The organism is Verrucomicrobiota bacterium (assembly GCA_016871535.1).
Taxonomy (GTDB): Bacteria; Verrucomicrobiota; Verrucomicrobiia; order Limisphaerales; family SIBE01; genus VHCZ01.
The window spans coordinates 1-13,934 of the sequence record VHCZ01000166.1 but is presented as its reverse complement, the minus strand read 5'-3'; the positions used below and the strand labels follow the sequence as shown (position 1 = coordinate 13,934).

12 protein-coding genes are annotated in these 13,934 nt (G+C 58.5%); 6 read left to right on the top strand and 6 right to left on the bottom strand.

Annotated features, from left to right (window positions below):
* Positions 1–207: 207 nt before the first annotated feature.
* A complete protein-coding gene (gene infA / locus FJ398_18870; GenBank protein ID MBM3839989.1) occupies positions 208–681 on the bottom strand; it encodes a translation initiation factor IF-1 in 474 nt (157 codons plus the stop codon).
* Between the two features lie 187 nt (positions 682–868).
* Between infA and FJ398_18865 the strand changes: the two genes are divergently transcribed.
* Positions 869–1,153, top strand: a complete 285-nt coding sequence (locus tag FJ398_18865; protein MBM3839988.1) for a hypothetical protein — start codon at positions 869–871, stop codon at positions 1,151–1,153.
* The gene (locus FJ398_18860; GenBank protein MBM3839987.1) at positions 1,150–1,548 is read left to right on the top strand and encodes a hypothetical protein; all 399 of its coding nucleotides are present in this window, start codon (positions 1,150–1,152) and stop codon (positions 1,546–1,548) included. The genes FJ398_18865 and FJ398_18860 overlap by 4 nt, the downstream gene beginning before the upstream one ends.
* Positions 1,549–1,757: 209 nt before the next feature.
* On the opposite strand, the gene FJ398_18855 is transcribed toward FJ398_18860, so the two are convergent.
* The 3 genes from FJ398_18855 to FJ398_18845 form a co-directional block, all read right to left on the bottom strand.
* The gene (locus tag FJ398_18855; GenBank protein ID MBM3839986.1) at positions 1,758–2,600 is read right to left on the bottom strand and encodes a hypothetical protein; all 843 of its coding nucleotides are present in this window, start codon (positions 2,598–2,600) and stop codon (positions 1,758–1,760) included.
* Positions 2,601–2,671: 71 nt separating this feature from the next.
* A complete protein-coding gene (locus tag FJ398_18850) occupies positions 2,672–4,156 on the bottom strand; it encodes a mechanosensitive ion channel family protein (GenBank protein ID MBM3839985.1) in 1,485 nt (494 codons plus the stop codon).
* A gap of 288 nt (positions 4,157–4,444) precedes the next feature.
* Positions 4,445–7,000, bottom strand: a complete 2,556-nt coding sequence (locus tag FJ398_18845; protein MBM3839984.1) for a hypothetical protein — start codon at positions 6,998–7,000, stop codon at positions 4,445–4,447.
* 304 nt (positions 7,001–7,304) lie between these two features.
* Here FJ398_18845 and FJ398_18840 point away from each other — a divergent pair, with 304 nt between their 5' ends.
* Genes FJ398_18840 through FJ398_18830 form a run of 3 tightly spaced genes read left to right on the top strand, consistent with a single transcriptional unit; the run spans position 7,305 to position 9,497 of the window.
* Positions 7,305–8,357, top strand: a complete 1,053-nt coding sequence (locus FJ398_18840) for a polyprenyl synthetase family protein (GenBank protein MBM3839983.1) — start codon at positions 7,305–7,307, stop codon at positions 8,355–8,357.
* Positions 8,358–8,372: 15 nt separating this feature from the next.
* Positions 8,373–8,993 (top strand): sigma-70 family RNA polymerase sigma factor, encoded by a 621-nt coding sequence (locus FJ398_18835; GenBank protein MBM3839982.1) that lies wholly within the window; start codon positions 8,373–8,375, stop codon positions 8,991–8,993.
* A gap of 3 nt (positions 8,994–8,996) precedes the next feature.
* A complete protein-coding gene (locus tag FJ398_18830; GenBank protein MBM3839981.1) occupies positions 8,997–9,497 on the top strand; it encodes a hypothetical protein in 501 nt (166 codons plus the stop codon).
* Between the two features lie 30 nt (positions 9,498–9,527).
* Here the strand turns inward: FJ398_18830 and FJ398_18825 are convergent, their stop codons facing one another.
* Positions 9,528–10,922, bottom strand: coding sequence for a CvpA family protein (locus tag FJ398_18825; GenBank protein MBM3839980.1), 1,395 nt, complete (start codon positions 10,920–10,922; stop codon positions 9,528–9,530).
* A gap of 198 nt (positions 10,923–11,120) precedes the next feature.
* Positions 11,121–11,834 carry a JAB domain-containing protein gene (locus tag FJ398_18820; GenBank protein MBM3839979.1) on the bottom strand — a complete coding sequence of 238 codons (714 nt, stop codon included), beginning with the start codon at positions 11,832–11,834 and terminating at the stop codon, positions 11,121–11,123.
* 147 nt (positions 11,835–11,981) lie between these two features.
* Here FJ398_18820 and FJ398_18815 point away from each other — a divergent pair, with 147 nt between their 5' ends.
* Positions 11,982–13,439: a hypothetical protein gene (locus FJ398_18815; GenBank protein MBM3839978.1), complete on the top strand. Its 1,458-nt coding sequence runs from the start codon at positions 11,982–11,984 to the stop codon at positions 13,437–13,439.
* The last annotated feature ends 495 nt before the right edge of the window (positions 13,440–13,934 follow it).

Sequence of the window (13,934 nt, the reverse complement as noted above, 5' to 3'; positions counted from 1 at the left end):
GACCGATTCGATGCGTTCTGGCAAGACCGCGCCAACACGCACGCAGCCCGAAATGATGCTCTGAAATTCGCCGCCTAAAATTCCACAACCGTCTTATTCACCACAATTATGTCCTGCACCCAGCCGCCAATACTCCTTCCTCCACCGCTGGTGTTTGCGTCGTCTCGAAGATATCGTATTCTTTCATCCGTGAGAACAAAGCTGAGGCTACTGGGATTCGCGGTCGCTTTTGTCGGCGTCGCGTTTTGGTTTTTCGGCGGACCCCATTTCGGGTGGACGAAAACAACCGTGGAAGTCTGGAAGGTCGATCCGGTGACCGAAATCAAATTCCCCGAGATCGAGAAGCGGTTTATTCCGGGAGTGGATTTTCTGGCCGCGTGCCTCATCGCGGGTGGCGCGTTGTCGGCTCTCTCGTTTTGCGCGCCGCGCAGGTGATTGCTTGAAACGCATCCCCGCGGCAGTCAGGGATGACGGAAAGTAATCCGCGCTTTGCCCCAGATCGTAAGGGGACATTTCCACATTGACCTTGTCCCCCACGCTGATGCGGATGAAATTTTTGCGCATTTTTCCAGAAATGTGAGCCAGAACTTCGTGGCCGTTGGGTAAGGCGACTCGAAACATCGTCCCGGGGAAGACCTGCGTTACCGTGCCGGTAATCTCAATCGGTTCTTCTTTCGCCATCTCGAGAATTTGCTTCCGACGCGAACGGAATCGTGCCGTGCGCAACGAACTTCTACCGCAACACAGCGCCCAACACCGCCCAGAGCCGCGAAGATGCCCAGCTTTTGGCTGAAAATCAAGTTTGGCCAACGCCCCATCAAAAACGCGTTGGACAACCAAGTGCGAGCCAGTAGAGTCTTTGCACAATATGAAACGCGACCTCTTGCCGATGCTGCTGGCGGTCTGCCTTGTGTTGGGCGTGCTCGCTACCGCCGCGCTGTCGCTGGCCTACATCCAGTACACACGAAAGCTTCGCGGGCTCCAGGTTGAAGTCTCCGTGGCCAACCGAAATCTGTCGATGTTCCAGCAACTCGGCGTGGAAACTGAAGCGTATGGCAAGACTAACTCAGCCGTCGCTCGCATCCTGGAGGAGGTCAGAAACAATATGAGATCCGCCCTGATCCCGCCCGCGCCTCCGGCCGCCAAGCCATGACGCCTGCCGAGCACCCGACTGATCCCGGCCCGAGGTCGGCGCCTGCCGGAACGTTCCTGGATCCATGGCAGGAATCCTATCGGTCGCTTCGTTCGCTGGTGCTGATTGTCATTATCAGTCTGCTCATTTTGACTGGGAGCGTATTTGTCTTCTTGCTGCGCGAGGTCAGCGCGACGCGTCAGCAGGTCAAGGAATTGACTCAATACGTGGCCGCTTACGAAAAGAACAGCGTCCCGGTCATGCGCCAGTTCCGCGACAAATTAATTGAATTCGCCAGGTCGAATCCGGATTTTGCCCCGATCCTTTCCAAATACGTCAATCCAACCAACTACGCCAGTCCTGCACCCGGGGCCAATTCGGCTCCAGGGCGGTTGCCAGATGTGCCGCTCAAGTAGCCGGCGAAAGTTGTCCGGAAGGTTGACCTTTCAACAGGAGGCAACAGAGAAAGAGCCTCGTTGAGTCGCCAAATCGAAACTCAAGTCTGTTTGTTCTTTGTTGCCTCCGTTAGCTCCTGTTGAATTCCGCTCACGCCAGTAAGCCGGACCTTCTCAGATTGAATCCGTGAGATTCGACTCAACACCGAATGTCTCAGAGTTGGATTGCCCTATTGCTCTGGAGGTCCGGTGTTTTGATTTTGCAGCGCCTGGAGGAGGCGTTGGATGCGCCGAGGGTTCAACGGGGAGTTCATGTCCGCATCCTGGACTTCAGAGGCACCGTGAGCCATCGCACTTTGCAGTGCGGCGACAACGGACCGCAGGTCACTTGGCGCCAGCGCCAGCCGCGCCTTCGCTTCCTGCTCAATCCGCATGATTTTCCGGGCAAACTCCAGCAAGACTGCGCACGGCTGCAGACATGGAATCAGACTCTTTGCCGCAGCGGGATCCTGCGCCAATCCCTGGACAGTCCAGAGCCGGCGTTTCAAACAGAAGCGCGGGTCGCAGCAGGCACGGATCATCCCCGCGGCTTGCATATCAGAGAGCTTCTGCGTGATGCGATACATGCCCGACTGCCGGTTCGTGAATTCGCGGTAATTTGTCACGGGCGGGTTGCGGCGCCGCGCGGCATGCCAATCCGCGATTGCGCCGGGGTAGAGGTGGTTCAAGGCGGCTTCGAGGTCGCGTGTATTTCGGATCGCACACTTCCAGCCGACCCGAAGATTGGGGGCCGATTTCAGGGGACGGAATGCGCCGGGGAGCGTGAATTGGGCGAGCCGCCGTAATTGGCTGATTCGGACGCTTTCGAGCGCCGTCGGCTTCCGTGAACGATCCGCGATGTGTCGAAGTTCAAACCTTGCTCCCCGGCGACGGATGAGCACCTGAGCGAAGGCCAGTTCGTCTCGGATTTCCGACACGAGCGCAGTGAGCGCAGGATTCTCAGCGCGGCTGACGCCGCAACCAAACGAGTGCGCGCCTCGCCCGTGCTGGTAGTCCAAAGTTTCAGGTTTCAAGTTCAAAGTAAGTGCCTGGAATTTATGCCGAAAAAAGCAAACCCTGTGACCTTCCAGTACAATGGCCGAGATTACACTGCTGACGCTGTCGGCGGAGTTGTCCGCAGGTCCGAATCGGATTTCAAATAGACGGTCTGCGACGGGAACGCGAACTCGATGCCTTCCTCGTCAAAGCGCTTCTTCAACTGCAGGTTTAGAGACTGCATGCCCTCCAGATACGCTTTGTGGTCGGTGCCATTCCACCAGTGGGCCACAATGATGTTCAGCGCGCTGTCGGCGAATCGGTTGAAACTGACGATCAGATCGGCCGTCATCGGATGGCTCTTGTAGATTTCTTTGATAATGTCGGTGGCGTGCTTCAATCTCTCGGTCGGCGTGTCGTAGGTCACCCCGATGTTCATCTCGGTCTTGATGGTCGATCGGCGGGAGACGTTGGTGATGGTTGCGCCGCCGATCGTCTTGTTCGGCACGGTCACCAAAAAGCCGTCGAGATTCCGTATCCGCGTGCTGCGCAAACCAATCGCTTCAACCGTACCGTCGATCGTGTCGAGCTTGATGCGGTCCCCGACTTTGAACGGTTTGTCCACGAGCACGGAGACAGCGCCGAAGACGTTCGCGAGCGTGTCCTGAGCCGCCAAGCCCAAGGCCAGGCCTCCGATGGAAAGCGACGCGATCAAACTGGTGATGTTCACGCCCATGTTTTGCGCCGTCACGAGCGCCGCCACAACCACGAGGAAGATCTTCAGCGACTTGCGGATGATGGGGAAAAGATGTTCGTCGAAGGATTTGTCCGCGTCCGCCGCGCTTCTCGTTCGCCAATAGGTCATGAAGAGGTCCACGAATTTGGTGGCCATGTAGGTGAGCGAGAGCGCGACCGCGATAGTCAGGACTTTGCCGAGGTAGTCTTCGATCCACTGGGGCCAGGGCAACATTTCGAGACCGACGTGGAGCAAGATCACGAACGCGATCACTTTAATCGGGCCATCGACCAACGTCACGGCGACTTCGTCGAACTTTGTCTTCGACCGCTCCGACCATCGCTTCAGAAAGCTGCGCGCCAGGAAATCCAGAAACTTCGCCGCCGCCAGCGCGAGCAGAGCGTAAAGCAGCGAGGCGGGATAAAGCCAAAGCTGGATGCCTTTCGGAAACTCCGATTGCAGAAAGCCGACGCCGTCCAATCCGAAGCTCAGCCGCCACGGCTCGCCTTGGGCCGCTTTGGCCGCCGCTCCCGAATCGATGGCTGAGGCTGCCGGTTGGTTTGTGGCAGCGACGGCCGCAGCTTGAACGTTCGTCCAGAGGGTCCCTGAGAACATCAGCACAAGCAGGCCGGTCCAGAGCCTGAGAATACTCATCAATCGCCGATTCATATCTCGGCAATTATGAGAGCACGCGCCGGATCGACAAGCTCGAACCCAAGTCGTCCACTTCCGGCGACTCGCCGACGGAATGACCGCGGCGCTTGCAGACAATAATGGCGGCCTTTCCGAGTGGTGGCGTTCCGCACTTCGGGTCGGCGAGTCGCCGACCAGGGCGGGCGAGTCGCCCGCACTACCCATTTTTTCGGACACGGTCTAAGGGTCTGTGCAGAAATAACTTCCGGTTTTGGCGGGAGCGCCGCCTGGCCGGATGCAAGGCGCGAGGAGGGAGCATCCCCGTTTTGGGGCTGTGACCGACGAGCAACGCCGCAGCCGGCCAGGCGCCGCCCCGCCCCGGAGGGCTGGGGCGATTTCGCTTTCTGGCTTCGTTTCTCCTCAGTCGCAGAGCCCTGGCTATGCTCCTTCGTCGTGCCTCGCCAGAAAGCGAAATCGCCTCCAGCAAAACCGGAATTTATTTTTGCACAGACCCTAAGTGGGTCTTCGGGGTGGTTTGAAGGCTCCGGTCCGGTTTCGGCATAACACCGCCGGCAAGAAAAACAGCACTGTCGCGAGCGCTCCGAGGAAGGCGATCGCCGAGAGCAATCCAAAATGCGCCACCGGCGGAAACGACGAGAACCAGAAAATGGAGAAAATCGCGATCAAGATGACGCTTGTGAATACGATGGGCCGGCCTTTGACGCGGAACGCATCCGCTACGGCCTCCGTGGCCGATAACCCCGAGCGCACCGCGTCCTGCCAATGGGTGATGAAATGAATCGAATCATCCACCGCGATGCCCAGGCAGATCGCGGCCACCATGATCGTGATCGAATTCAGCGGCACGCCCGCGTAGCCCGCGATCGCAATCACAAACGCGACCGGGACAGCATTCGTCAGGACCGAGAGCAGGGCCAGCGTCGGCGAACGCCAGAGCAGCGCCAGCACCAGGCCAATCACTGCCGCGGAACTGCCCGCACTGCGGACCTGACTGCGCAGGATGCGGCGATCTGCTTCCAAGATGGAATGAAAGCCTGTCGCCGCGGACACCGAAATCCCCTCGGGCCGGCCTTTCTCCGCTTGCGCGAGAATGCTGTTGATGATTGCGAGGTAACGATCCGAAGGCATGTCACGCGTTCGCACAACCAAATATGCGGTTCGGAAAGCGGAGTCACACAGCGCGGTCAGGAACGGATAGTTTTGGGACTTGAGCGCGAGGACGAACAGGTTGATGAGCAGCGGATTCTCCGGGAGCTTGAGCGCCTCCGGGCGGCCTTCTTCCCAGATCTGATTGATCATCGCGAGCAACTGGGCATAGGAATACGCCGCGGACACGCCCGGGTAGTTTTGAGCGAATCGCTGGAGGGTCTCCACGTATTTAAGGAACGGGAGTTGATTGACCCCATGCTCCCGGCCCGAATCGATCTCGATCTGGACCACATTGATGCCGCCGTAAATCCGATCCAGCTCTTCTACCGCCTGGCGCGTGGGACTCTGGCGATTCAAAAATTCAACCGCCCGGATGTCCGTTCGGACTCGGATGATTCCGAACCAGTCCACCAGAGCGGCGATACCGATGGCTGCGAGAATTAGACCGCGGCGATTTCGCGTCACAGAAGCCAACCATCCCAGCCAGTCGGTGTGGTTCGGAGCACAGCCTTGAGGTACGGTAGGGCGGTGCTGCTGCACCGACGCATCGACCGAAGTTCGGCTGCCCGGCAACGCAGCCCTATCTGGTTCCTGGGAAGCTGCCATGGTCCGATCACCATGCTCTCGCCCCATGAACCCGGCAGGGCGAGTCCGTCCCGGCGAGCCGCTCGACGTGCTTGGAACACGCCCGACTCGGCTCGCTGGGGACAGGCCTGCCCTACCGTCAGGTTCCTGGGAAGGAAGACCGGCCTCGTTGACTTCACAAACAGTGCGGCCGAACAGCGGCCAGCGGTCGAACACGATTTTCATCAAAGCCAGTCCCGGACCAAACGTAATCCCGAAAATGAGCGCGACACCAAAGGCGCCGAGAAAACCAAATTCCCGGATTTGCTTCACGTCGCTCATGGCCAGTGACAGGAGTCCGATAGCTGTGGTCAGGAGCGAAAAGGCGCATGATTTGAACACTTGATCAAGCATCGATCGCAAGGCATTCGCCGCGTTTTGGCCGGAGCGCTGCGCGGTTTGAAACGCGGAATAAACGTGAGCGAGTTGCGCGAGGTGAATTCCGCTCAGGAGCGGAAACAGCATCACTGTGAACACGCTCAAGCTCATGCCGGTCATCTCCATGGCTCCGGGGAGGACGAGCAGGACAAAAGCCTGATTGGCGAGGACGAGCAGCAGAATGCGCAAGGATCGGAACGTCCACCAGAGAATCAGCATCAGCAAAAGCGCCGATGCGGGCAGGAACTTTCGCACGTCGGAGCGGAGCGTGGATCGAATCTCTTCTTCGATCAGCGGCACAGCCAGAACCTGGAAGCGAAGGCCTTCGCGTCGGAACGGAGCCAGTGCAGAGTCGATCTCGTTGCGCAACGCTCTCTGACTGGCCTGAGTCTCAGTTTTCGCGCGGTACGTCACCGTGATGAGCGTATGCCTGCCCTCGGCTGCCACCATCACGTCGCGAATGAGCGGGTGATCCAGGCAAAAGCGTTTGAACGATTCGATGGCCTCCGGCGCGGTCAGACCGGTGGGCACCAAAGGCACCATTTCGAATCCCCATCCGCGGCGCACCGGCTTGACGGAGTGAGTCAGACTCTTCACGTCCTCGACGCCGGGCAGTTGCTGCAATGCGTCGCTCACGCGCCGGACGGCATTGATCCCGCGCAGGGAGAAAACCTCCGGGCATTCCAGGCTGATGACGACGACTTCGGAGTCTGCCAGGATTTGTCTGACTTTCTCATAGCTCGCGAGATTGCGCTGATCTCCTTCCAGCAAGACGCGGGTCTCGGAATTCACCTGGAACCTGGGAAGCAAAAGGAAGAGCGGCAGACAAATCACGACGGTTGCGGTTAGCGAGGCGCGGGGAAAGTCAAGAAAGGGATTCCAGGTGTGCCTGCTCACGGCGACCGTTCTAGCCGAGCTGGAGCAATCTCGCAAAGCCACTCTTGCTGCGAGGAGAGGGTGGGGCGACCAACGGTGGGGTGCAAAAGAGCCTCAAAAGGAGCAATAACGTCACGCGAAGCCGCCTGAATTTTTGAACGGTCCGGGCTGAAAGTTGTCCATTCCAGCGACCTGAAACACCGCCACCGAGTTAGAAGGTCCACCAGTCGCCGAGACAGTCATTTCAACGTGGATGGACCGCATGGACCGCAGCGTATCGATAACGGTTTGACTTGGTTTTTATGGAAACGTACATTGACGTGCCATGGTTGCTGCAGAAACCAAAACAGGGGCTGCTCCCGTTGGCACCGAATCGCCAGGTCGGTCTTTCTCCCTCTGGAAGGAAATCATTGAACCCGTGCGCCCCTTTTTGGATCGGGTGGCGGACCGCCTAGCGGACCAAGTGCACACCTTCGACCCTGAAATTGTCCCCTATGCGCAATACGCCCTGACCAACCAGGGCAAACAATTGCGCCCGGCGCTGGTTGCGCTCAGTGCCGGGGCGACTGGCCAGATCAACGATTCGCTGGTGACCGTCGCGGTCATCATTGAGATGGTACATCTGGCTACACTTGTCCACGACGATATCATGGACGAAGCGGAGATTCGCCGCAGCCGCCCGACTCTCGCGGCCAACTGGGGTAATACCATATCGGTCCTGGTAGGTGATTGCCTGTTCGCCAACGCGCTCCGGCTGGCGGCGGAGTTTCCAACGCCCGACATTTGCCGGGCGGTCGCTTCAGCGACGAACACCGTTTGCTCTGGTGAGATCCTCCAGACGCATCAACGCAGAGATTTTCGCTGCACCCGCGACCAGTACTTCAAGGTTATTGAAATGAAGACTGCGGAGCTGTTCGCCCTTTCTTGCGAGTTGGGAGCCGCCTTGGGCGGCGCCACGCGATCAGGCCAGGCCGCGCTGCGAAAATACGGTTTGGCGTTGGGGACCGCTTATCAGGTCTTCGATGACTGCCTGGACCTATTTGGAACTGAGGCAGTGGTCGGCAAGTCACTGGGGACGGACTTGGCTAGCGGAAAACTTACCCTGCCGGTGTTAGTCGTGCTGGAAAAGGGCAGCGCCGAGGACCAAGCCCGGTTGCGCGACTACGTTCAAAACTGGGAACCCGGCCTTTTGCCGCAACTTCAGACCCTGCTGGAGAAATACGATGCCCAACCCGCTTCCCAAGCCATCGTGGAAAGCTATCTCGAATCGGCCAAGCGCTCACTGCGGTCGATTTCGGAGTCACCCAGCCGTGCGGCGCTGATGTCGCTGGTCGATTTCGTAAAGCACCAGACTGAGCTGCTGGGTGGGCGAAACTAAACTATCGGCGTGCGCATGATTGACGCAGTTACGATCAATGCCCCCGTCAGCAAGCCGTCCATCGGACAAACCGAGGAGACGATGCTGGTCCGGCGCGCTCAGGGCGGAGATCTGGCCGCGTATGACGAGTTAGTTCGGCGCTATCAGGAAAGAATCTACGCCACGGTCTATCACATGACCGCAAACCATGAGGACGCGAATGACCTTGCTCAGGAGGCGTTCATCAAGGCTTATCATGCGCTGAAGACCTTCAAGGGGGATTCCAGCTTTTTTACCTGGGTTTACCGAATCGCAATCAACAAAACCATCAACTTTCTCAAACAACGGAAGAAGCGTCCGCAGATGAGCTTGAATGACCTGGATTTCAACGCCGAACATGATCCGGATTTGGTGGCGTTGATTTCGGAGAAGACTCCCCGGCGGGATCTGAACCTGTGCGAGCTCCAGGAGAAATTGAACGAAGCCATGCAGAAGCTGTCGCATTTACACAGGCTAGTTGTGACCTTGCACGATATCCAAGGTCTGTCGCACGATGAAATCAGCAAAATTATGGACTGCAATACCGGCACCGTCCGGTCCAGACTTTTTTACGCTCGACAGCAGTTGCAGGCTTACTTATCTGACTACCTCAAATGACCCATGAGTTCACCCAATCAAGAGTTCACAAAACTCGAGAAACTTCTCGCGTGTAAACGTTACGAACAGCCACCGCCGGGTTACTTCGATAACCTCCGGGACAAAGTCATGAGCCGGTTGGAAGCCGAAGATATGGTGGAGTACTCATCCTGGTGGCACTGGCTGATTGAGAAGTTTGACGCGCGTCCTGTCCTGGTGTGCGCCTATGGTGTCGCAATCTCCGGCCTGTTGCTAGGTGGGTTTCGTCTTTCTCAGGTGTTTGAAAGTGAAGTTGCGGCGACCTCGATTTTCAGCAGCCCCTGGCTGGCCGTAACTCCTGGGTCGAGTTCGGCTTACCTGGAAGATTTTGAGCAGAGCACAGCCCCGGAAGCGATCTTCACCTCGGTGACGTCTTTCTCGAAGCGTTCGCTGCCTGTATTCGGTGTAGATCACAACTCACCGCTGCTCAACGACGCCTCGGGTTTGCGTTTTACACCAGTAAACCCCTCCGTGAGCCCGCGTTGAGCGAACGAAGTTATCGAAGCTACGGCCGGATTACTCAGCCCGGTTGAACACCAGCGTAATCTGCGGGAGTGTGATCGTCAGGCGGTCCACCTCTGCACTTCCCTGACCGCCCAGTGATCGGCCTCTCTCATCCTGGAGTTTGACCTGATACTTGTCTCCTTCGCGTTGCCATGATCCCTGGCCTGAGTAAATCGGCTGCGGTGGCTCTCGGCTCGCGACGGGGGCTGCGGCTGGAGGGGGAGTGGGCGCGCCCGAGGGCGCGGATGGCGAACCTCCGCGACGTGTCAGGCCGTAGCGCTGCGCCATTTCAGGGGACATTTGGCTGCCACCCGACTGGTTCTGTGCTGCCGCGGCCGCGGCGGCGGCGGCCTGCGCTGCGGCTTGAGCGGCTTGGTTGAACTGATCACTCATCTCGACTTTCAAATTCACCTTGTTGTCGGTGGTCGCCATCAAAGTCACCGACTTAAGCGACTCCGTGAGAGTCCTCCTCAACGTCCGCATCTCCGAGGCCGTAAGGTTTGGGCGCTTTTTCCGTTCCTGCACCAGCGTGGAATAGAAATCCAGCTCCCAACGGCCAAGAATCTTCTCATCGTCGAATTTCGGTGATTTGCCTGTCTCCAGGTAATGCCGGAAATCTCCCAGGTCCTGTTGCAAGAGTTCCTGCACGATTTCTGGATTGTAAATAATGCTTTGCGTCTTGGCATGGCTGATGATTTGGGTGACATCGCCTTTGCTCAGCAGAAGGTTGTTGTACTCAACGTCGGTCGCGATGTCCTGGAATTCCTGGCGCTGGCCAAGCGACAGGAACGGTGGGTAATGCGAGACTCGACTGAGCAGAATCGGATTATTGTAAATCAACCCGATAATGTCGCAAATCTGGTAGTAGCTCGCTGGCATCCGATCGAAGGCCGACACACATTTCTCCAGGCCCGTATTCCGGAGGTCTTGCTTTCCGCGGCCCAAATAACGGAGGGTCATCGAACTCGTGTCATCCGAGACCACCTGGACCGCGAAATATCCGGCAATGTGAGTCACCAATCCGATCACGAACAGCCAGATGACCGCCATGGCCGTGCCCAGGCAAAGCCCCAGCGCTTTGTTCACGCGTTCCCAGCGAAGCCGAGCCAGATCCTCTTCGCGGTACTTGAAGTGAAGCGCCACTTTTCGGTGCACGAAGAATGAGATGCCAACGAAGATCAGGAAGATAATCAGGAAAGCCCAGATGGGCGGCCACACCACGCTCCAAACCGGATGTTTGATCCCGGCCATCGGGACAAACCGATTCAGAAGGGGCGCCAGAGGGAAGGCCAGGATCAATCCGAGGACCAATCCGAACAGCGAAATGGCTAGTCGAAGCGCGCCCTGGAGATACCCCAGTCCTCCGACGACAATGAAGAGCAGAATTGCAAGTGTCGAGACAAGCATGGGCAAAGACTAATCCTTCTGTTCGGGAAACGCACGCAAAAACTCGGCGGCCTTCATTGCGCGATTACGAGGACGAGAAAATTTGCGCGGCTGGCAACGATTTCGGGTGCTACTGATAGATTGAAAATCTGCGCCAGGGCGGTTGAAGCGCCAGTCCTCATTCGGCGAGGCGCCCTCTGTCCGAACCCCGGCAGACACCTATGCCCAATACCCCAGTTCTCTCAACGACACGTAATCGCGCGGACGTTCTTCCGTGCGCCGTCCGAGAATGATGTGGTCCAACACCTCAATCTTCAACAAGTGCCCGGCCCGAATCAAATCGCGAGTCACTTTGATGTCCGCGTCGGACGGAGTGGGGTCCCCGCTCGGATGATTGTGGGCGAGGATGAGCGCTGAGGCATTGGCCGCGATCGCCAGTTTGAACACTTCTCGCGGATGCACCAGAAGGGTGTCGAGAGTCCCCTGGGAAATATCCTCCATCCGGATGAGCCGCCGCCGCGTGTTCAGGAGCAAGACCTGAAAGTGCTCGACGTCATAGAGCCGGTTCGCTTCCCGCAGGAGGTCCGCGATGCGCTGGGGCGTGTCGAGCAACGGAGCTTCGCACTGAATTTCCTGCGCCATGCGCTGGGCCAGGACAAAGGCGCTCTTCAGCGCGATGGCTTTGTCGCGGCCTACCCCTTTGGTTTGCTTCAATTCATCGAGCGAGGCGCGGGCAAGGTTTTCCAGGGTCCCGAAGCGTTGCAGGAGCTGTTGCGCCACATCGAGCGCGGAGACTCCTTTGGTGCCGGTCCGCAGCAGGATCGCGATCAACTCCGCGTGGCTCAGAGATTCGGCGCCCTGCAAAGCCAGCCGCTCCCGCGGCCGCTCGCTGGCGGGACGGTCTTTGATCGGGATGTATTCGCTCCTTGCCAAGCAGCGCCATTGTGGGACGCCGACGAAAGTAATTCAAATGAAAAACAACGGCAGTGGCGGCAGTGGGTATACCGGGCACGCCAAGCATTTGTCGTTGTTCTCCACGCTGCCGCGTGCTATCCAAACTGCCCGAACCAACCACGCATCATGTCATACACTCGAAATCTCTCGCTGAGTTTGTGCTGCTGGGCCATGGCAGCGACCGCGGCACCGGCTGCGAATTCTCCCGAAGCGTCCTCCAGATTCTTTCGTTCCGACGCGGGAAAGAATTTCGGCGCGAAAGCCGGGCCGTTGCCCGACCGCCTGGACGCGCCCGGAGCATTGCGCTGGCGGCTGCCGGTCGATTCGGGCCATTCCACGCCGGTCCTGTGCGCGGGCAAGATCATTTTGACGACTTACCGGGACGCCGAGAAAGAGCTGGCCACCGTCGCCCTCGATCAAGAAACGGGCCGGTTGCTCTGGAAACAGGTCGTCCCCACCTCTCGCATCGAACCCGTCCATCGCACCGGGAATCCCGCCGCCGCCACGCCCGCGTTCGATGGCGAAAGACTCTACGTGTTCTTCGGGAGCTACGGATTGGTCTGTTACGACCTCGACGGCAAAAATCTCTGGCACCATGCTCTGGGGCCGTTCCAGGACGAATTCGGTTCGAGCAGTTCGCCCGTTCTGATCGATGACAAAGTCGTTCTCCAGGAAGATCACGACTTGAACAGTTTTCTCATCGCCATCGACCGGTCCACGGGCCAGATGGTTTGGAAAACGCCGCGCCCGGACGCGGTGCGGAGTTACTCGACGCCGACGGTCTGGACGGCGAACGGCCGCAAACAATTGTTGGTCGCCGGCGCGCTTGAGCTCGCTGGCTACGATCCGTCCAACGGCGAGAAACTCTGGTGGGTCAACGGCCTGGCCCGCATCGTAATCCCGATCCCCGTGGCGGATCAGGAGACGATCTACATGGCTTCCTGGTCGCCGGGTGGAGACGCCGGGGCGCGCATCGCGTTGGAATCGTGGGCCAGCGCTTTGGCCAAGTTTGACAAAAACAAAGACGGAAAACTGGCCAAGGCCGAGGTGGAAGACGCCCAGGTGCTGGACCGGTTTTTCCGGATGGACCTCGACCAGAGCGGCGATCTAATCCAAAAGGAATGGGACCGCCACGCGGAGGTTTTCCGCCAGGCGCAAAATGCCGTGCTCGCGTTGAAGCCGTCGGGCCGCGGCGATCTCACGGAAAAGGCGCTGCAATGGAAACATTCGCGAGGCGTGCCGTATGTCGCAACGCCGCTCCTGGACAATGGCATTCTCTGGATGGTCAAGGACGGTGGCATCGTGACCAAACTGGACGCCGCGAGCGGCCGCATGATGCAGGAAGAGCGCGTGCCGGGGATCGGCAGTTATTATGCGTCCCCTGTGACGGGAGATGGGAAGGTGTATTTCGCCAGCGAACTGGGCGTCGCCAGCGTCGTCGCCAACCAACCCGACTGGCGCGTGATCTCCTCGCACGATTTCAAGGAAAAGATTTACGCCACGCCCGTGATCGACCGCGACCGGATCTTTATCCGCACGGAGAAGGCGCTGTATTGTTTTCAAGGGAAAGCGGCGCGGAATTAAGGGCTGGCAAGTCAAGATGGCATTCATCACAGCCGGGTTTCGGGCCAGGGGTGGCGTTCTGGCAGCGGCAACTTAGGTTTTGAGCCTGCCTCAAACCGATACCGTAGAATTCCTTCAATCCGTTCGTGGTCCCGCCTGCCACACCGGCCACATCCTCCCGCCATTCGATCGTCACGAGTTCTTCCCCGGACGTTCCGATTTCGTAAGTGGTCCGATTGCCTTCAGCACTCCTGGACCAGAGGCTGCCCGTTTGTACTTCCAAATCAGGGCGCGCGGACTCTAAACGAATCTGGCCTGAAGCTCCGAGCACAACGGGAGTCTGCGCTCGTTTCTTTCCGTCATGTCTGGCGATCGGAACGCGATACCTAAGTGGTCCGTTTCGTAAATACGCTCACGTTCGTTGCGCCCAATTTGGCCTGGGGCAAGGCGCGACGAGCGAGCATCCCCCGCCAGTGGGGCTGTGACCGAGGAGCAACGCAGCCCCAGGCAAAATTC